The sequence below is a fragment of the Nocardioides sp. genome, from assembly GCF_025965415.1.
Taxonomy (GTDB): Bacteria; Actinomycetota; Actinomycetes; order Propionibacteriales; family Nocardioidaceae; genus Nocardioides.
This window is the reverse complement of the sequence record NZ_JAOPWY010000016.1, coordinates 1-18647: the sequence shown is the minus strand read 5'-3', so window position 1 is coordinate 18647 and position 18647 is coordinate 1. Positions and strand designations below refer to the sequence as shown.

Sequence of the window (18647 nt, the reverse complement as noted above, 5' to 3'; positions counted from 1 at the left end):
GGCAAGCTCGAGGCCGGCTCGACCGTGGTCAACTCGGTCAACGGCCGCAAGGAGCGGATCGGCAAGGTCTACCAGATGCACGCCAACAAGCGTGAGGAGATCGCGTCGGTCGGCGCCGGCCAGATCGTGGCCGTGATGGGTCTGAAGGACACCAAGACCGGTCACACCCTGTGCGACCCGCAGCACCCGGTCGTCCTCGAGTCGATGACGTTCCCGGCCCCGGTGATCGAGGTCGCGATCGAGCCCAAGACCAAGGGTGACCAGGAGAAGCTCGGCACCGCGATCCAGCGCCTCTCCGACGAGGACCCGACCTTCACGGTCAAGGCCGACGAAGAGACCGGTCAGACGATCATCGCGGGCATGGGCGAGCTCCACCTGGAGATCCTCGTCGACCGGATGAAGCGCGAGTTCCGCGTCGAGGCCACCGTCGGCAAGCCGCAGGTCGCCTACCGCGAGACGGTCCGCAACCTGGTCGAGAAGCACTCCTACACCCACAAGAAGCAGACCGGTGGTTCGGGTCAGTTCGCCAAGGTCGTCGTCAACCTCGGTCCGAACATCGACCCCGAGACCGGTCTCGGTGCGGGCTACGAGTTCGTCAACAACGTGTCCGGCGGCCGGGTCCCGAAGGAGTACATCCCTTCGGTCGACCAGGGCGGCCAGGAGGCCATGGAGTTCGGCGTGCTCGCCGGCTACCCCATGGTCGACGTGAAGTTCTCCCTCGAGGACGGCGCCTACCACGACGTCGACTCGTCCGAGCTCGCGTTCAAGATCGCCGGCAACCAGGCCTTCAAGGAGGCCGCACGCAAGGCCAGGCCGGTGCTGCTCGAGCCGATGTTCGCCGTTGAGGTGACCACCCCCGAGAGCTTCCTCGGCACGGTCATTGGCGACATCAACTCGCGCCGCGGCCAGATTCAGGCGCAGGAGGAGCGTCACGGCGACATGGTCGTGAACGCCCTTGTGCCCCTGTCCGAGATGTTCGGGTACGTTGGCGACCTGAGGTCCAAGACCTCTGGTCAGGCGTCGTACTCGATGGAGTTCGACTCGTACGCCGAGGTTCCCACGAACATCGCCGACGAGATCATCAAGAAGGTCCGCGGCGAGTAGTCTCGCCCGGATCCTCGGCTGCACCAACCACACCCACGAGTCAAGAAACAACCACACCCAGGAGGAGCCCCAGTGGCTAAGGCGAAGTTCGAGCGGACCAAGCCGCACGTCAACATCGGTACGATCGGTCACATCGACCACGGCAAGACGACGCTGACCGCGGCGATCACCAAGGTGTTGCACGACAAGTACCCGAATCTGAACGAGGCCTCGGCCTTCGACCAGATCGACAAGGCTCCCGAGGAGCGTCAGCGCGGTATCACGATCTCGATCGCGCACGTCGAGTACCAGACCGAGGCGCGCCACTACGCGCACGTCGACTGCCCGGGTCACGCGGACTACATCAAGAACATGATCACCGGTGCTGCGCAGATGGACGGCGCGATCCTCGTGGTTGCCGCCACCGACGGCCCGATGCCGCAGACCCGCGAGCACGTGCTGCTCGCCCGCCAGGTCGGCGTGCCGGCCCTGGTCGTGGCGCTCAACAAGTGCGACATGGTCGACGACGAGGAGCTCATCGAGCTCGTCGAGATGGAGGTGCGCGAGCTCCTCTCCGAGTACGAGTTCCCGGGCGACGACATCCCGGTCGTGCGCGTTGCTGCCTTCCCGGCCCTGCAGGGTGACGAGAAGTGGGGCGAGTCGATCGTCGAGCTCATGAACGCGGTGGACGAGTCCATCCCGACGCCCGAGCGCGAGACCGACAAGCCGTTCCTCATGCCCGTCGAGGACGTCTTCACGATCACCGGTCGTGGCACCGTCATCACCGGTCGCATCGAGCGCGGCATCGTCAAGGTCAACGAGGAGGTCGAGATCATCGGCATCCGCGAGACCGCCCAGAAGTCGACCGTCACCGGTGTCGAGATGTTCCGCAAGCTGCTCGACGAGGGCCAGGCGGGCGAGAACGTCGGTCTGCTCCTCCGTGGCACCAAGCGCGAGGACATCGAGCGCGGCATGGTCGTCATCAAGCCGGGCACCACGACGCCTCACACCAACTTCGAGGCGTCGGTCTACATCCTCAGCAAGGACGAGGGCGGCCGTCACACGCCGTTCTTCAACAACTACCGCCCGCAGTTCTACTTCCGTACGACTGACGTGACCGGTGTTGTGACCCTGCCCGAGGGCACCGAGATGGTCATGCCGGGTGACAACACCGAGATGTCGGTCGAGCTCATCCAGCCCATCGCCATGGACGAGGGCCTGCGCTTCGCCCTCCGCGAGGGTGGCCGCACCGTCGGCGCCGGCCGCGTCGTCAAGATCACCAAGTGATCCCCGCCGGTCACTGACCGGCACCAGCACCACGTCGAGACCCCGTCTCCCGCAAGGGAGGCGGGGTCTCGTGCGTCCGCGGTCAGGCCGCGCGCGACCGGGGCAGCAGCCCGGCCTGCGTCAGCAGCCGCTCGATGCGCTCCCGCTCGCGGTCGCGCTCGACGCCCGGGGGCAGCACGGCCATCAGGTGGTCGAGCTCCAGGGTCTCGGCCGCCTCGGCCAGCACCGAGTCGTAGGCCAGCCGGCAGCCCTCGTACTTGGCGAAGCGCATCCCGTCGTGGTGGAACGCGTCGTGGAGCCGGCAGACGTCGGCGGCGATCCGCTCGATCGGCCGGCGCAGGGGAAGGACGGCCGCGTCGGGCTCGTGCCGCACCACCCGCACCAGTGCGCGCCCCAGGCGTCGCTCCCAGCTCCACAGGCCACCGATTGCGCCACCGAGCACGATCTGGACACCGATCCAGACCAGCAACAGCTCACCGAAGTCCTGGAGCCAGCTCAGCACGCCGTCCACGGTACGCCGCGCAGCGGGCCGCCGCGAGAGTCGTCCTGGGCTGGTCGGGCAAGCAGTGCCGCGATGCGCTCAGGACCACCCCAGGGACGACCGGTGCCGCTGCCACGGCACCATGGAGCCATGGGGTTCACGAAGGCCGAGCTGGAGTCGTTCCGTGACGTCGAGGTCCCCGACCTGCTCCCCGCACGCGGGCAGCAGCTGCGGCTGCTGTTCGTCGGCATCAACCCGGGTCTGTGGACGGCAGCCACCCAGACCCACTTCGCCCGCCCGGGCAACCGGTTCTACCCGGCGCTGCTGCGCGCCGGGATCCTGGCCGAACCGGTCGACCCGTCCGCGGGCATGACCACCCAGGACCGCGAAGCCCTGCGGCGCCGGGGCATCGGCATCACCAACGTGGTCGCGCGCGCCACCGCTCGCGCCGACGAGCTCTCGGTCCAGGAGCTGCGCGAGGGTGGGGAACGGCTCCGGGAGCTCGTGGCTCAGAGGCGCCCGCTCGTGGTGGCGGTCGCCGGGATCACCGCCTACCGCGCGGCGTTCGGCAGCAGGGGGGCCAGGGCCGGTGAGCAACCCGAGCGGTGGGGTGCCTCGCGCGTGTTCGTCGTGCCCAACCCGTCAGGGCTCAACGCCCACGAGACCGTCGACACGCTCGCGGCCGCCTACGCCGAAGCGGGGCGCGCTGCAGGCGTCGTCGGTCCTCAGCCGGGGTCCCCGCCCGCGACGTCCTCCGGCGTCTAGTCGCGCCTCTCGACGAGCCGGCACGTCGCCGTGACCCGGCGCCGGCCAGTCATCCGAGCAGCGCCTCCACGGCACCCCGGAACGCCGAGGTGTGGGCGTCGACGTCCGCCACGGTGTGGAATGGCGAGAACAGCGACATGTTGTGGAACGGCGCCAGCAGCACCCCGCGGTTGACCGTCCACAGGTGGAAGAAGGCGTCGAGGTCCTCGTCGACGGCCGCGGCCGCCTCGGCGCCCGCGCGCGGCGGCGGGCAGAACCAGTACTCCGCCCGGCAGCCCAGCCGCTGCACGTGCCACGGGAGGTCGTGCTGGTCGATCACGCCCCGGATGCCGTCGGTGAACAGCTCGGCCAGGGGGATGGCGACGTCGAAGTCCTCCTGGCGCAGGGCGGTCGACAAGGTCGCCCGCACCGCCGCCATGGCCAGCGCCGAGCCGGAGAGCGTGCCGCCCACGCCGGCCACGTCGATGTCGTGACCGAGCATCGGCCCCTCCAGCTGCGCGGCGACCTCGGCGGTCATGCCGTACGCGGCGACGGGGATGCCGCCGCCGATGGGCTTGCCGATGACGACGAAGTCCGGGTCGAGGTCCCAGGCCGCGGTCGCGCCGCCGGGGCCGGCGCAGATGGTGTGCGTCTCGTCGTTGACCAGCAGGACGCCGTGGCGCCGGGTGATCTCGCGGACGCCGGCGAGGTAGCCCTCCTCGGGGAGCACGATGCCGATGTTGGTCAGCGCCGGCTCCATCAACAGGCAGGCGACGTCGCCCTCGGCCAGCCTGGCCTCCAGCGCGTCGAGGTCGTTGAACGGCACCACCGCGGTCGTCTCGGCGACGTCGACCTGGGGACCCAGGGCGCCGGGACGGGCTACGACGCGGTCACCGGCACGGCCGTGCTCGAGCACGCCCAGCGTCTCGTCGACGGTGCCGTGGTAGCACCAGTCCATCACCGCGATCCTCGGCCGTCCGGTGAGGTGCCGGGCGAAGCGCAGCACGAAGCGGTTGGCGTCGGTCGCGGTCATCGCCATCTGCCACCGGGGGAGCCCGAAGCGGCGGCTCAGCTCACCGGCGACCCAGGAGGCGTCCGTCGAGGGCAGCATCGTGGTGATGCCGTGCTCGGTGCGCTCGCGTACGGCGTCCGCGACGGCGGGCAGGCAGTGCCCGGTCATCGACCCGGTGTCGCCGAGGCAGAGGTCGACGTAGTCGATGCCGTCGACGTCGGTGAACCTACCGCCCGTGGCCGACTCCACGAAGAGGGGGAACGACCCCGGCCACCGGGTCATCCACGGCATCGGCACGCCGGCCAGCAGGTGCTCGCCGGCCTCGGCGGCGAGCCGCGCGGACGTCGGGTGCAGGTCGACGAACCGCTGCTCCTCCGCGGCGTGGAGCGCGGCCAGCCGCGCGCGGTCGATGCCCGTCGCCGGGCTCACAGGGCGCTGCCGACGTACTTGGTCTCGAGGTACTCCTCGATGCCCTCGAAGCCACCCTCGCGGCCGAAGCCGGAGTGCTTGACGCCGCCGAAGGGCGCGGCGGGGTTGGAGACGATGCCGGTGTTGACGCCCACCATGCCGAACTCCAGGGCCTCGCTGACCCGGATCACCCGGGCGTGGCCGCGTGAGAAGACGTAGGCGACCAGGCCGTACTCGGTGTCGTTGGCGCGCTCGATCGCCTCGGCCTCGCTGTCGAAGGTCGTGATCGGGGCGACCGGACCGAAGATCTCCTCGCGGAACACCCGCGCCGAGGCGGGTACGTCGACCAGGACGGTGGGCGGGTAGAAGTGGCCGGGACCCTCGGGCACGGTGCCGCCGACCAGGGCCTTGGCCCCGGAGGAGACCGCGTCCTCGACGAGCTCGTGCACGCCCGCCCGGGCCTTGGCGGTGATCAGGGGGCCGACGTCGACGCCGTCCTCCGTGCCGTCGCCGACCGTCAGGGCGCCCATCCGCTCGGCCAGTCGGCCGGCGAACTCCTCGGCGACCGACGCGTGGACCAGGAACCGGTTGGCCGAGGTGCAGGCCTCGCCGATGTTGCGCATCTTGGCGAGCATCGCGCCGTCGACGGCGGCGTCGAGGTCGGCGTCGCCGAAGACGATGAAGGGCGCGTTGCCGCCGAGCTCCATCGAGACCCGCAGCAGCTGCTCGGAGGCCTGCGAGACCAGCACCTTGCCCACGGCCGTGGAGCCGGTGAAGGTCAGCTTGCGCAGCCGGGGGTCGCGGATGATCGGCTCGCAGACGCCGCCGGAGTCCGTCGTGGTGACGACGTTGAGCACGCCGGGCGGGAGCCCGACCTCCTGCATCAGCGCGGCGAGGGCCAGCATGGTCAGGGGCGTCTCGTGGGCCGGCTTGACGACCATCGTGCAGCCGGCGGCGATGGCCGGACCGATCTTGCGGGTGCCCATCGCCAGGGGGAAGTTCCAGGGCGTGATCATCAGCGTCGGCCCGACGGGGGCCTTCATGGTGATCAGCCGGGTGTTGCCCGAGGGGGCCGCGGAGTAGCGACCGTGGATCCGCACCGCCTCCTCGGAGAACCAGCGGAAGAACTCGGCGCCGTAGGTCACCTCTCCCTTCGCCTCCGCCAGCGTCTTGCCCATCTCCAGGGTCATCAGGCGGGCGAAGTCGTCGGCGCGCTCGGTGAGCAGCTCGAAGGCGCTGCGGAGGATCTCACCCCGCTTGCGGGGCTCGGTGGCGGCCCACTCCTTCTGTGCCCCGGCCGCGGCGGCCAGCGCGCGCTGGCCGTCCTCCGGGGTCCCGTCCGCGATGCGGGTCAGCACCCCCTCGTCGGCGGGGTTGGTCACCTCGAAGGTCGCGCCTCCGGAGGCGTCCACCCACTCGCCGCCGACGAGGAGCTGTCGGGGCACGGTCTCGATCACGTCAGCCATGTCATCAGCCTCTCACTGGCTTCCAGCGGCCGCCCGGTCGAAGGCGGCCTCGAAGATGTCCAGTCCCTCGGACAGGAGGTGGTCGTCGATGGAGAGCGGGGGGAGGAAGCGGAACACGTTGCCGAAGGTGCCGCAGGTGAGCGTCACCAGGCCCTCGGCGGAGCACGCCCGGTGGACTGCGCCGGCGAGGGCCGCGTCCGGCGTACGTCCCGGGCCGTCGCTCACCAGCTCGACGGCGAGCATCGCCCCGCGACCCCGGATGTCGCCCACCCGCTCGGGGTGGCGCTGGGCCAGTGCCTGCAGGCGGGGCACGAAGATCGCCTCGATCTCGCGGGCGCGCGCGGGCAGGTCGAGCTCCTGCATGGTCTCCATGGCGGCCAGCGCGGAGGCGCAGGCCACCGGGTTGCCGCCGTAGGTGCCTCCGAGCCCTCCCACGTGCACGGAGTCCATCACCTCGGCACGGCCGGTGACCGCGGCCAGGGGGAGTCCGCCGGCCATGCCCTTGGCGGTGGTCACCAGGTCGGGGACAACGCCCTCGTGGTCGGAGGCGAACCAGTCGCCCGTGCGCGCGAAGCCGGTCTGGATCTCGTCGGCGATGAAGAGGATGCCCTGCTCGCGGCACCAGTCCGCGACCCGCGGCAGCCAGCCCGCAGGCGGGACGATGAAGCCGCCCTCGCCCTGGATCGGCTCGATCAGCACGGCCGCGCAGCTGTCCTCGCCCACCTGGGCGTGCACGGTGTTGACGAAGGCCTCGAAGGCCTCGTCTGCGCACGCCTCCGGGCCGCCCGGCCAGCGGTAGGGGTAGGCCATCGGGGCGCGGTAGATCTCCCCGGCGAACGGTCCGAAGCCGTGCTTGTAGGGCATGTTCTTGGCGGTCAGCGCCATCGTCAGGTTCGTACGCCCGTGGTAGGCGTGGTCGAAGACCACGATCGCGTCGCGACCGGTGTGGTGGCGCGCGACCTTGACCGCGTTCTCCACCGCCTCGGCACCGGAGTTGAAGAGGGCAGAGCGCTTCTCGTGGCTGCCGGGCGTGAGCTCCGCGAGCTTCTCGCAGACCTCGACGTACTCCTCGTAGGGCGTGACCATGAAGCAGGTGTGCGTGAAGTCCGCGACCTGCCGCTGCACGGCCTCGACCACCCGCGGTGCGGCGTTGCCGACCGTGGTGACGGCGATGCCCGAGCCGAAGTCGATGAGCTGGTTGCCGTCGACGTCGCGCAGGATGCCCCCGCCCGCCTGCTCGACGTACACCGGCAGCGTCGTGCCGACGCCGGCCGAGACCGCCGCCACCTTGCGCTCCTGGAGCGCCCGCGAGCGGGGGCCGGGGATCTCGGTGGCCAGGATCCTCTCCTGCGACAGCGTCATGACGTCCTCTCCGTGCGGTCCTCGATGCCCCAGGGGGATCCGTAGCCCTCGGGCCTGGGGGCGGCCAGCAGGTCGAGGAACGGCTTGGGTGGCAGTGCCTCGGGGCCGAGCACGCCGGAGCCGGACCAGGTGCCGTCGGCGAGCAGCTCGAGGGCCACCACGGGGTTGATCGCGGTCTGCCAGACCACGCACTGCGCGCCGTAGTCGCGCATCGAGTCGGCGTTGTCGACCACGTGGTAGAGGTACGTCGAGCGCGGCGCGCCGTCCTTGCCGGTGCCGGTGACGAACAGCCCGGCGCACGTCTTGCCCTCCATCCGCGGCCCGATCGTCGCGGGGTCGGGCAGGCACGCCGCGACGACGTCGCGCGGCGAGACCCGGACGCCCTTGACCGTGACCGGCTCGGTCGAGTCCAGGCCGAGGGTGTGCAGGGTGCGCAGGATCGCGATCATCTCCTCGCCCAGGCCGTACTTGAACGTCACCCGGTCGGCGTCGACCCACCGGGGCATGAGGAGCACCTCCTCGTGCTCGACGTGCACGCACTCCACCGGGCCGATGCCCTCGGGGAAGTCGAACACCTCGGGCTCGGAGAAGGGCGGCAGCGTGAAGAACCCCGACTCCAGGTCGCCGCCGCCCCTCTCGCGTTCCCACACGACAGGGGGGTTCAGGCACTCCTCGATGATCGTCCACATCGAGAAGCCGGGTGCGAACACCTCGTTGCCGACGTCGTCGCGGATCACCAGGTTGGCGCCGTCGCGGGTGCCGAGCTCGTCGATGTGGTCGAACAGCTCGTCGGCGGCGTAGCGGGCGAACACGTCGGACAGGCCGGGCTCGACGCCGATGCCGAGGAGGGCGAGGCGTCCCGCGGCCTCCCACTCGCCCGCGCGGGCGAACTGCTCGTCACCCAGCTTGACGCCGACCTGCTCGTAGGGGGCCTCGGGGTGGCGCTGCGAGAGGCTCATCGCCATGTCGAGGTAGTCGGCGCCGGCGGCCAGGGCGCCGGTGAAGATCGGCATGACGAAGCGCGGGTCGACCGCGTTGAACACGTGGGTGGCCCGCACCTCACGGGCGAGCGCGCTCACCGCGTCGGCGTCGGACGCGTCCACCTGCGCCGCGCTGAGCCGTGCCTCGCCCTCGCGGCGCGCGCTCGCGGCCGCCACGGTCTGCTCGGCGCGGGCGAGGTCGTAGTCGGCCACCACCCACGCCTCGAAGAAGTCGCGCTCGACCGCGATCCGGGCGGCGGCGTCGCCGACCCCGCCGGCGCCGACCATCAGGACGCGCATGGGCGCCGGCCTCGATTCGGGCATGTCACTCCTTCGACCTATTCCTTGACCCGCGACGCCCGCAACGAGCTCACGACCTGCGCGCCGACGACGAGCAGCACGGCGATCACGAACATCGAGAAGCCGATGACGTTGGCCTCGGCAGGGATGCCGCGGCGGGACGCGACGTAGACGAACTTGGGGAACGTCGACTCGTTGCCGGAGACGAAGTTGGTGATGATGAAGTCGTCGAAGGACAGCGAGAAGGCGAGCATGGCTGCACCGAGGACGCCGGGGAGGATCAACGGGAAGGTGACCTTCCAGAAGGTCTGCATCGGGCTCGCGTAGAGGTCCTGAGCGGCCTCCTCGATCCGGGGGTCGAGGGACTGGATCCGGGCCTTCACCGTGACCACGACGAAGCTCAGGCAGAACATGATGTGGGCGAAGACGATCGTGGTGAAGCCGAGGCTGAGGCCGACGTTGGCGAAGCCCTGCACGAAGATCGTCAGGAGGGCGGCGCCCATCACGATCTCGGGCGTGGCCATCGGCACGAAGATCAGCACGTTGCTGGCGGCCTTGCCGCGGAACTTGTAGCGGACCATGGCGAGGGCCATCAGCGTGCCGAGGACCGTGGCGATGACGGTCGAGATGGCCCCCACCTGCAGCGAGGTCACCAGCGATCCGCAGACGCCCGGCACCCCGCACGGGTCCTGCCAGTGCTTCCAGGTGAAGCCCTGCCACACGATGTTGGTCTTGCCGTGGTCGTTGAACGAGAACGCGAAGGTGTAGGCGACGGGCAGGAAGAGGTAGAGCAGCACCAGGATCGCGGACAGCATCGCGAAGTGGTTGGCCAGCCAGACCTGGGCCCGCTTGGCGGTCGAGGGCCGGTAGGCCGTCTTCGGCGCAGACGTGGTCGGGGGAGTCGTCATCGAGGCCACCTCACACCAGCTCGTCGGTGCCGAAGCGGCGCACGTAGAGGAACACCATCACCAAGATCGCCGCCATCAGCGTGAACGACAGCGCGGCCGCCACCGGATAGCCGCCGGGGACGGCGAGGAACTGGTCGTTGATGACGTTGCCGACCATCTTGCCGCGCTGGGGGCCGAGCAGCTCCATGTTGACGAAGTCACCTGCCGCCGGGATGAACGTCAGCAGCGTGCCGGCGAGCACGCCTGGCATCGACATCGGGAGGGTGACCGTGCGGAACGTGGTGAAGCCGTTGGCGTACAGGTCGCCGCCGGCCTCGATCACGCGCGGGTCGGCCCGCTCGAGCGAGGCGTAGATCGGCAGCACCATGAAGGGCAGGAAGTTGTAGGTGAGGCCGGCGATGACCGCCACCGGGGTGTTGATGATGTGCCCGCCCGGCAGCAGGTGCAGGAAGTTGAGGATGCCGGCCACCCACGCCTCGTCGGCCAGGATCTGCGACCACGCGAAGGTGCGCAGGATGAAGGAGGTGAAGAACGGGGCGACGACGCAGATCATCATCAGGTTGCGCCACCTCCCGGCCTTGAACGCCATCGCGTAGGCCAGCGGGTAGGCCACCACGAAGGCCAGCAGGGTGGCCAGGCCGGCGTAGAGGAACGACCGCGCGAAGTGGGGCGCGTAGTCGGTCAGCGCACTGGCGTAGTTCTCGAAGTTGAGGTCGCGGTAGTAGTAGCCCGGGAACCCCGGGTAGCGGCTCTGCAGGCTCACCGCGGCCAGCTGCACGAGCGGCAGGATGAAGAAGACGCCCAGCCACAGCACCCCGGGGAGCAGCAGGAGGTACGCCGTCCAGCTGCGCTTCTCCGTCTCCGGCGCCGGCGCCACCGGGTGGACCGCGGGATCGCCCGCCACCTGCGAGACCTGGGCGAGGGAGCTCATGCCGCGTCCACGGGCACGCCGAACGCGTGCCCGGGGTTCCAGGTCAGCCAGACCTCGTCCCCGGGTCGCAGGTCGAGGGGCTCGACGTCGAGGTTCTGCTCGTAGCAGCTCCAGGTCGTCCCGCTGGGCATGTCGACGAGGTAGCTCGTCGCCACCCCGAGGAAGGACACGTCGCGCACCACGCCCTTGACGTCGTTGCCGACGCCCTCGGGCCGGGTGCGCGAGACCGTCACCTTCTCCGGGCGTACGCCGAACAGCACCTCGCCCTCGTGCACCTGCGAGCGGGACTTGAGGATCCTTACCGGGGTGCCGAGGACGTCGGCCACGAGGTGGTCCCCGTCGATGTCCTTGATGGTGCCGACCCCGGTGTTGGCCTGCCCGAGGAAGTTGGCGACGAACCGCGTGCGCGGCAGGTCGTACAGCGTCGCCGGTGCGCCGAGCTGCTCGATGTGGCCCTTGTTCATCACCGCGACCGTGTCGGCCATGGTCATGGCCTCCTCCTGGTCGTGGGTGACGTGGATGAAGGTCAGCCCGACCTCGGTCTGGATGCGCTTGAGCTCCACCTGCATCTCACGACGCAGCTTGAGGTCGAGGGCGCCCAGCGGCTCGTCGAGCAGCAGCACCTCCGGGTGGTTGACCAGCGCCCGGGCGAGGGCGACCCGCTGCTGCTGCCCTCCCGAGAGCTGGGCGGGCTTGCGCTCGGCGAAGGACGCCATCTGCACCAGCTCGAGCGCCTCGTCGGTCCGGGTGGCCGCGTCGGCGGCCTTGCGCCGCTTGGGACCGAAGGCGACGTTGTCGCGGATCGTGAGGTGCGGGAAGAGCGCGTAGGACTGGAAGACCGTGTTGACCGGTCGTTCGTAGGGGCGCGACCCGGTCAGGTCGGTGTCGCCGATGAGAACCCGGCCCGCGGTGGGCTGCTCCAGCCCGGCGATCATCCGCAGCGTGGTGGTCTTGCCGCACCCCGAGGGGCCGAGGAGGGCGAAGAAGGAGCCGCGCGGCACCAGCAGGTCGAGGTCGTCGACCGCGGTGAAGTCGGCGAAGGACTTGGTGACGCTCTCGAGCTTGAGGTCGCCGCGCGCCTCACGGAATCCGGCCATGTCAGTTCCCCATCACCTTCGTGGACCAGAGGTCGGCGAACTCGATGTCCTCGTCGGCGTCGAGCACCCGGAAGGACTGGATGTTGTTCTCGGCGATGAACTCCGCGGTCGGGAAGATCCACGGGCTCTCGGCCAGGTCGGGATCGACCTTCTCCATCTCGGCCTGGGCGCCGTCGACGGGACAGACGTAGTTGACCCACGCCGCGACCTGGGCGGCGACCGCCGGGTCGTAGTAGTAGTTCATCAGGGTCTCGGCGTTGCGACGGTGCGTGGAGGTGATCGGGACCATCAGGTTGTCCGACCAGAGGGTGCCGCCGGACTCCGGGATGGTGAAGGTCCAGCTCGGGTCCTTGGTGTCGGCGGCCAGGACGAAGATGTCGCCGCTCCAGGTGATGCCCGCGACCGCGTTGCCGCTGGTGAGGTCCTCCAGGTAGGAGTTGCCCTTCACCTTGCGGATGTAGCCGTCCTCGATCTTGCCCTCGATGAAGTCGAGCGCGCTCTCGAACTCGCTCCGGCCCCAGTCGCTGGTGATGTCGACGCCCTGCGACTGCATCACCAGGGCCGCGGTGTCGCGGAACTCCGAGAGCACGACGATGCGACCCTTGAGGTCGTCGGCCCACAGGTCGTCGAGGGACTTCAGCTCCCGGCCGATCTTGCCCTTGTTGTAGCCGATGCCGGCGAAGCCGCTCTGCCAGGTGATCGAGTTGGCGCGTCCGGGGTCGAAGGACACGTCCTTGAGGGGCTGGAGCAGGTTGTTCACCACGTTGGGCATCTGGATGAGCTCCAGCGGCTGGCACAGCTGGTCGCGGATGACTCGGGCCGCCATCCAGTCGGTGAACGTGAAGATGTCCCGGTCGATGCTCTGGCCGGCGCGCAGCTGCGGACCGACCTTGGCGTAGTAGGAGTCGTTGTCGTCGACGTCCTCGCTGTAGCTGACCTCGATCCCCGTCTGCTCCGTGAAGGCCGTCAGCGTCGGCGAGCTGGTCTCCTTGCCGTTCATGTCGAGGTACGCCGTCCAGTTGGCCCACTTGAGGGTCTTCTCCTCGGCGGACATGTCCGTGGGCAGCTCGAGGCTGGCCGCACCGCCCGACGGCGGCGGGGGCGGGGCACACCCCGTGAGGGCGAGTCCGGCACCGGCCGCGACGCCCGTGCCGAGCAGCGCCCGTCGGCTCATCCCGCCCGAGGCCGCCGCGACGACGGCCGCGGCCGGGGGAGACAGGTGCCGCCGCGTACGGCGTGGGATCGGTGTCATCAGTGAAGTCCTCCGCTCAGCCCCGAGTCGTCCTGTGTCGTGCGTCGTGCGCGTGCTCAGCTCTCGATGTTGGCCATCACGTGCTTGATGCGGGTGTAGTCCTCGAAGCCGTACAAGGACAGGTCCTTGCCGTAGCCGGACTTCTTGAAGCCGCCGTGCGGCATCTCCGCCACGAGCGGGATGTGCGTGTTGATCCACACGCAGCCGAAGTCGAGGGCCTTCGACATGCGCATCGCGCGCCCGAAGTCCTTCGTCCAGACCGACGACGCGAGGCCGTAGTCGACGCCGTTCGCCCAGCGGATCGCCTCCTGCTCGTCGGTGAAGCGCTGCACCGTGATGACGGGGCCGAAGATCTCGTTCTGGATGGCGTCGTCGTCCTGGAGGAGCCCGGACAGGACGGTGGGCTCGAGGAAGAAGCCGTCGCCGAGGTCCGTACGCCGGTTGCCGCCGGAGGAGACGGTCGCGTGCGACGGCAGGTTCTCGATGAAGCCGGTGATCCGGGCGAGCTGGTTCACGTTGTTGACCGGCCCGAAGAGCGCGTCCTCGTCGTCGGGGAGCCCCACCGGGGCCGAGCTCCGCGCATAGTCGGACAGGGCCGCGACGAAGTCGTCGTGGATGCCGGGGGCGGCGAGCACGCGGGTGGCGGCGGTGCAGTCCTGGCCGGCGTTGAAGTAGCCGGCGATGGCGATGCCCTCGACGGCGGCCTCGATGTCGGCGTCGTCGAAGACGACGACGGGTGCCTTGCCGCCCAGCTCGAGGTGGACCCTCTTGAGGTGCGGCGCCGCGCTCGCCGCGACCTCGGCACCGGCGCGGACCGACCCGGTGATGGCGACCATGGCGGGCGTGGGGTGCTCGACGAGGAGGCGTCCGGTCTCGCGATCACCGGTGACGACGTTGAGGGTGCCGGCCGGCAGGAACTCGGAGGCGATCTCGGCCAGGCGCAACGTGCTCTCGGGCGTGGTGTCGCTCGGCTTGAGGACGACGGTGTTGCCGGCCGCGAGAGCCGGCCCGATCTTCCACACCGCCATCAGCAGCGGGTAGTTCCAGGGCGTCACCTGGCCGACGACGCCGATCGGCTCGCGCCGGATCCACGAGGTGTGCCCGGCCAGGTACTCGCCCGCGGCCTTGCCCTCCAGCACCCGGGCGGCACCGGCGAAGAACCGCAGCTGGTCGACCATCGGGGGGATCTCCTCGCTCGCGGTGAGCGCCTTGATCTTCCCGGTGTTCTCCGACTCGAGGGCGATGAGCTCCTCGGCGTGGTCCTCGATCGCGTCGGCGAACTTCAGCAGCGCCTGCTGGCGCTCGCTGGGCGTCGTACGACCCCACTCGCCGAAGGCGCGCTCCGCAGCCCCGTAGGCCGCGTCGACCTCCTCCGCGCCGCTGACGAGCGCGTGCGCCACGACCTGCCCGGTCGCCGGGTTCACGACGTCGCTCGTGGCGCCGGCGCCGGAGTCGACGTAGGTGCCACCGATGAAGTTGCGCAGCGTGCGTGGGCTGGTCACGAGGGTCCTCCCGGTCGGGTGCGGTGAAGGGAGAGTAGGACGAGGGAGGCACCAATCTCCATAGTCACGGGCAAAGAAAGTGCGGGAAGCGCAGAATTGACCCCACGGAAATGCGGATTCCGCGTTGCACGGCTTGCGAATCGGGTGTCCCGCACAGCACCATGGGTCCCATGAGCGAGCGAAACGGGTGCGTGCATGAGTGACGGCACGGTGCGTCTCGATGCGACTGCCAAGCAGATCATCGAGCTCCTCCAGGAGGACGGCCGGATCTCCTATGCCGCCATCGCCAAGGCGGTGGGCCTCTCCGAGGCGGCCGCCCGCGCGCGGGTGCAGAAGCTGCTCGACTCCGAGATCATGCAGATCGTCGCGGTCACCGATCCGACCCAGGTCGGGTTCACCCGCCAGGCGATGATCGGCGTGCGCACCGAGGGAGACCTCACCAAGGTCGGGGACCGCATCGCCCAGGTCCCCGAGGTCGACTACGTCGTCACGACGGCCGGCAGCTTCGACCTCCTCGTCGAGGTGGTGTGCGAGGACGACCCGCACCTGCTCGACGTCATCCGTCAGGTCCGGGAGCTGGAGGGCGTGGTCTCGTCGGAGACCTTCGTCTACCTCAAGCTCAACAAGCAGCACTACAACTGGGGAACACGATGAGCCAGTCAGCCTTCGAGGGCGAGTCCTTCGACTACCAGACCGCCGGTCGCGACCACCTGTGGCTGCACTTCACCCGGCACTCGACCTACGAGAACGGCGGCGAGATGCCGCTGATCGTCAAGGGCGAGGGCCACAAGATCTGGGACAGCCACGGCCGCGAGTACATCGACGGCCTCGCCGGCCTGTTCGTGGTCCAGGTCGGCCACGGTCGCGAGGAGCTGGCCGAGGCGGCGGCCAGGCAGGCGAAGGAGCTGGCCTTCTTCCCGCTCTGGTCCTTCGCCCACCCGCGCGCCGTCGAGCTCGCCGACCGGATCGCCGCGATGGCTCCGGGCGACCTCAACCGCGTCTTCTTCACCACCGGTGGCGGCGAGGCGGTCGAGTCGGCGTGGAAGCTGGCCAAGCAGTACTTCAAGCTCACCGGCAAGCCCAACAAGCACAAGGTGATCTCCCGGGCCGTGGCCTACCACGGCACCCCCCAGGGCGCGCTCTCCATCACCGGCATCCCGCCGCTCAAGGAGATGTTCGAGCCGCTCGTCCCGGGGGCCCACAAGGTGCCCAACACCAACTTCTACCGCCGCCCCGACTACCTGGGTGACGACGAGAAGGCGTTCGGCCGCTGGGCCGCGGACCGGATCGCCGAGGCCATCGAGTTCGAGGGCCCCGACACCGTCGCCGCGGTGTTCCTCGAGCCGGTGCAGAACGCCGGCGGGTGCTTCCCGCCCCCGCCCGGCTACTTCGAGCGGGTGCGCGAGATCTGCGACGAGTACGACGTCCTGCTGGTGTCCGACGAGGTCATCTGCGCCTTCGGCCGGGTGGGGGAGATGTTCGGTGCGACCGAGTTCGGCTACCAGCCCGACATCATCACCTGCGCCAAGGGCATGACCTCGGGCTACTCGCCGATCGGCGCCATGATCGCCAGCGACCGGCTCTTCGAGCCGTTCAAGACCGGCACCACCGCCTACGCCCACGGCTACACCTTCGGCGGGCACCCGGTCTCCTCGGCCGTCGCGCTGGCCAACCTCGACATCTTCGAGCGCGAGGGGCTGGTCGACCACGTCCAGCAGAACGCCCCGGCCTTCCGGTCGACGCTGGAGAGGCTGCTCGACATCCCGATCGTCGGTGACGTCCGAGGGCACGGCTACTTCTACGGCATCGAGCTGGTCAAGGACCGCGAGACCAAGGAGACGTTCGACGACGCCGAGTCCGAGCGGCTGCTGCGCGGCTACCTGTCCGGCGCGCTCTGGGAGGCCGGCCTCTACTGCCGCGCCGACGACCGGGGCGACCCGGTCATCCAGCTGGCACCGCCGCTGATCATCGGCCAGCCGGAGTTCGACGACATCGAGCAGCGGCTCCGCTCGGTGCTCACGGGGGCGCTCGCGCACCTCTGAGGCCCGCCGTCGCAGATGTGCGCCCGGCCCGGGTGACCGGGACAATGGACGGGTGAACGACGTCGTACGCCCTGCCCGGCCGCACCACAAGCTGACCGACGACGGTCGTCGCATGCGCGAGGTCCTGACCTACTCGCGTCGCGGCAGCAGGTTCACGCCGCGGCAGGCCGAGGCGTGGGCCGCGCACCAGGCCGACTGGGTGATCCCCGACGAGGCCGTCGACCGGCCGGACTTCACCCTCGCCGAGCGCTTCGGCCGCGAGGCCCCCCTGATCGTCGAGATCGGGTCGGGCATCGGGGAGGCCACGGCCGTGCTTGCCGCCGCGCGCCCCGACCACAACGTCCTGGCGCTCGAGGTCTGGCTGCCCGGGGTGGCCGACTCGCTCTGGCGGGTGGCCGAGGCGGGGGCCGACAACGTCCGCTTCTGCTCGGTCGACGCCGTCTGGTCGCTCGAGCACCTGCTCGCGCCGGGGAGCCTCACCGAGCTCTGGACCTTCTTCCCCGACCCGTGGCGCAAGACCAAGCACCACAAGCGCCGCCTGGTCACCCCGGCCAACGCCGCCCTCGCCTCCTCCCGTCTCGTGCCGGGCGGCACCTGGCGTCTTGCCACGGACTGGGAGAACTACGCCGACCAGATGCGCGAGGTGCTCGACGCCGAGCCGACGCTCGAGGGCGGGCGCGTCGAGCGCTGGGCCGAGCGTCCGGTGACCCGCTTCGAGCGCAAGGGCGTCGAGGTCGGTCGCGACATCGCCGACTTCCGCTACCGCCGCACCGCCTGAGCCGTCACTCGCCGACGCCGGGGTACCCTTCCTCCCGGGTCGCTCCGGCCACGGGGTGGGACCTGCTGGTCGACCCGGTCAGCGGATCGATACCCGGATCGGATATCGACCGATGGCCTTCGCCGCGGGCTCTCCCGAGGCGTGAGCGCCCGGCTCCGTCCCCTCCACCACTGCGATTTGGCGTGGGCGTGCGGAGTCTGCCAAGATGTTCCGGTTGCTCCGGCGGGTCGCCGGGGCGCGGCACACCTTGACTTCTGAATCGCGTCTCCTTGATCGAAACAGTTGTCCGTGTGCACCGCGCCGGATCAGAAACCTTGATCGGAGACCCGACCAGATCCGACGAACCGTCGGGTGCCATCCAGAGAAACACCACCTCCCAGCTGGGATGTGTTGCGAGTAAGTAGCGCGACACGCCCGACCGCGGGGGTCGGAGGATGGAGGAGAGACAGGCGGTGCCGGCCCAGCAGGGGCACGAGCACCGAAACCAGACCAGGCGTACGAGATCGAAGAGGACACGGACCTATGGCGGGACAGAAGATCCGCATCAGGCTCAAGGCCTATGACCACGAGGTGATCGACACCTCGGCGCGGAAGATCGTGGACACCGTCACCCGTACGGGTGCGAAGGTCGCCGGCCCGGTGCCGTTGCCGACCGAGAAGAACGTCTACTGCGTCATCCGCTCGCCCCACAAGTACAAGGACTCCCGCGAGCACTTCGAGATGCGCACCCACAAGCGTCTCATCGACATCATTGACCCCACGCCCAAGACGGTCGACTCGCTGATGCGACTCGACCTGCCTGCCGGCGTCGACATCGAGATCAAGCTCTGAGGTTCGACACATGAGCACTTTCGAACGCAACGTCAAGGGACTGCTGGGCACCAAGCTCGGCATGACCCAGACCTGGGACGAGAACAACCGCATCGTCCCCGTCACCGTGATCGCGGCAGGCACCAACGTCGTGACCCAGGTCCGCACCCCCGAGAAGGACGGCTACAACGCCATCCAGGTCGG

17 protein-coding genes and 1 pseudogene are annotated in these 18647 nt (G+C 69.7%); 8 read left to right on the top strand and 10 right to left on the bottom strand.

What is annotated here, in order from left to right; all coding sequences use genetic code 11:
• Together JWN97_RS01765 and tuf are read left to right on the top strand one after the other, a co-directional pair.
• On the top strand, nt 1–1104 hold a 1104-nt coding region (locus JWN97_RS01765; protein ID WP_297617236.1), incomplete at its 5' end, for an EF-Tu/IF-2/RF-3 family GTPase.
• 72 nt (nt 1105–1176) lie between these two features.
• Nucleotides 1177–2370 (top strand): elongation factor Tu, encoded by a 1194-nt coding sequence (gene tuf / locus JWN97_RS01760; protein WP_297617233.1) that lies wholly within the window; start codon nt 1177–1179, stop codon nt 2368–2370.
• Between the two features lie 82 nt (nt 2371–2452).
• Here the strand turns inward: tuf and JWN97_RS01755 are convergent, their stop codons facing one another.
• A complete protein-coding gene (locus JWN97_RS01755) occupies nt 2453–2872 on the bottom strand; it encodes a hypothetical protein (protein WP_297617230.1) in 420 nt (139 codons plus the stop codon).
• Nucleotides 2873–3001: 129 nt separating this feature from the next.
• On the opposite strand from JWN97_RS01755, the gene JWN97_RS01750 reads away from it, so the two are divergent.
• Nucleotides 3002–3616 carry a mismatch-specific DNA-glycosylase gene (locus JWN97_RS01750; RefSeq protein WP_297617227.1) on the top strand — a complete coding sequence of 205 codons (615 nt, stop codon included), beginning with the start codon at nt 3002–3004 and terminating at the stop codon, nt 3614–3616.
• A 49-nt stretch (nt 3617–3665) separates the two neighbouring features.
• On the opposite strand, the gene JWN97_RS01745 is transcribed toward JWN97_RS01750, so the two are convergent.
• The 9 genes from JWN97_RS01745 to JWN97_RS01705 are packed head-to-tail and all read right to left on the bottom strand — an operon-like array spanning nt 3666 to nt 14813.
• Complete coding sequence (locus JWN97_RS01745; protein WP_297617225.1) at nt 3666–5036, bottom strand: transaminase; 1371 nt, start codon at nt 5034–5036, stop codon at nt 3666–3668.
• A complete protein-coding gene (locus JWN97_RS01740; RefSeq protein ID WP_297617223.1) occupies nt 5033–6481 on the bottom strand; it encodes an NAD-dependent succinate-semialdehyde dehydrogenase in 1449 nt (482 codons plus the stop codon). The genes JWN97_RS01745 and JWN97_RS01740 overlap by 4 nt, the downstream gene beginning before the upstream one ends.
• A gap of 12 nt (nt 6482–6493) precedes the next feature.
• The gene (gene gabT, locus JWN97_RS01735) at nt 6494–7843 is read right to left on the bottom strand and encodes a 4-aminobutyrate--2-oxoglutarate transaminase (RefSeq protein WP_297617221.1); all 1350 of its coding nucleotides are present in this window, start codon (nt 7841–7843) and stop codon (nt 6494–6496) included.
• Complete coding sequence (locus JWN97_RS01730; protein WP_297617219.1) at nt 7840–9123, bottom strand: saccharopine dehydrogenase C-terminal domain-containing protein; 1284 nt, start codon at nt 9121–9123, stop codon at nt 7840–7842. The genes gabT and JWN97_RS01730 overlap by 4 nt, the downstream gene beginning before the upstream one ends.
• Nucleotides 9124–9161: 38 nt before the next feature.
• The gene (locus JWN97_RS01725; protein WP_297617217.1) at nt 9162–10031 is read right to left on the bottom strand and encodes an ABC transporter permease; all 870 of its coding nucleotides are present in this window, start codon (nt 10029–10031) and stop codon (nt 9162–9164) included.
• 10 nt (nt 10032–10041) lie between these two features.
• Nucleotides 10042–10962, bottom strand: coding sequence for an ABC transporter permease (locus JWN97_RS01720; RefSeq protein WP_297617215.1), 921 nt, complete (start codon nt 10960–10962; stop codon nt 10042–10044).
• Nucleotides 10959–12059, bottom strand: coding sequence for an ABC transporter ATP-binding protein (locus JWN97_RS01715; protein WP_297617213.1), 1101 nt, complete (start codon nt 12057–12059; stop codon nt 10959–10961). Before JWN97_RS01715 ends, JWN97_RS01720 begins: the two co-directional genes overlap by 4 nt.
• Before the next feature lies 1 nt (nt 12060).
• Nucleotides 12061–13311 carry a spermidine/putrescine ABC transporter substrate-binding protein gene (locus JWN97_RS01710; RefSeq protein ID WP_297617211.1) on the bottom strand — a complete coding sequence of 417 codons (1251 nt, stop codon included), beginning with the start codon at nt 13309–13311 and terminating at the stop codon, nt 12061–12063.
• 56 nt (nt 13312–13367) lie between these two features.
• On the bottom strand, nt 13368–14813 hold the full coding sequence (locus tag JWN97_RS01705) for a gamma-aminobutyraldehyde dehydrogenase (RefSeq protein WP_297617209.1): 1446 nt from the start codon (nt 14811–14813) through the stop codon (nt 13368–13370).
• A gap of 195 nt (nt 14814–15008) precedes the next feature.
• Between JWN97_RS01705 and JWN97_RS01700 the strand changes: the two genes are divergently transcribed.
• The 5 genes and pseudogenes from JWN97_RS01700 to rplC all read left to right on the top strand — a co-directional run.
• On the top strand, nt 15009–15467 hold the full coding sequence (locus JWN97_RS01700) for an Lrp/AsnC family transcriptional regulator (RefSeq protein ID WP_297617207.1): 459 nt from the start codon (nt 15009–15011) through the stop codon (nt 15465–15467).
• The gene (locus JWN97_RS01695) at nt 15464–16855 is read left to right on the top strand and encodes an aspartate aminotransferase family protein (protein WP_297617205.1); all 1392 of its coding nucleotides are present in this window, start codon (nt 15464–15466) and stop codon (nt 16853–16855) included. The genes JWN97_RS01700 and JWN97_RS01695 overlap by 4 nt, the downstream gene beginning before the upstream one ends.
• A gap of 52 nt (nt 16856–16907) precedes the next feature.
• The gene (locus tag JWN97_RS01690) at nt 16908–17633 is read left to right on the top strand and encodes a tRNA (guanine(46)-N(7))-methyltransferase TrmB (RefSeq protein ID WP_297617202.1); all 726 of its coding nucleotides are present in this window, start codon (nt 16908–16910) and stop codon (nt 17631–17633) included.
• Nucleotides 17634–18155: 522 nt separating this feature from the next.
• Complete coding sequence (gene rpsJ, locus JWN97_RS01685; RefSeq protein WP_008360994.1) at nt 18156–18464, top strand: 30S ribosomal protein S10; 309 nt, start codon at nt 18156–18158, stop codon at nt 18462–18464.
• A 10-nt stretch (nt 18465–18474) separates the two neighbouring features.
• Nucleotides 18475–18647 (top strand): annotated as a pseudogene (gene rplC / locus JWN97_RS01680) (50S ribosomal protein L3); the annotation flags it as partial.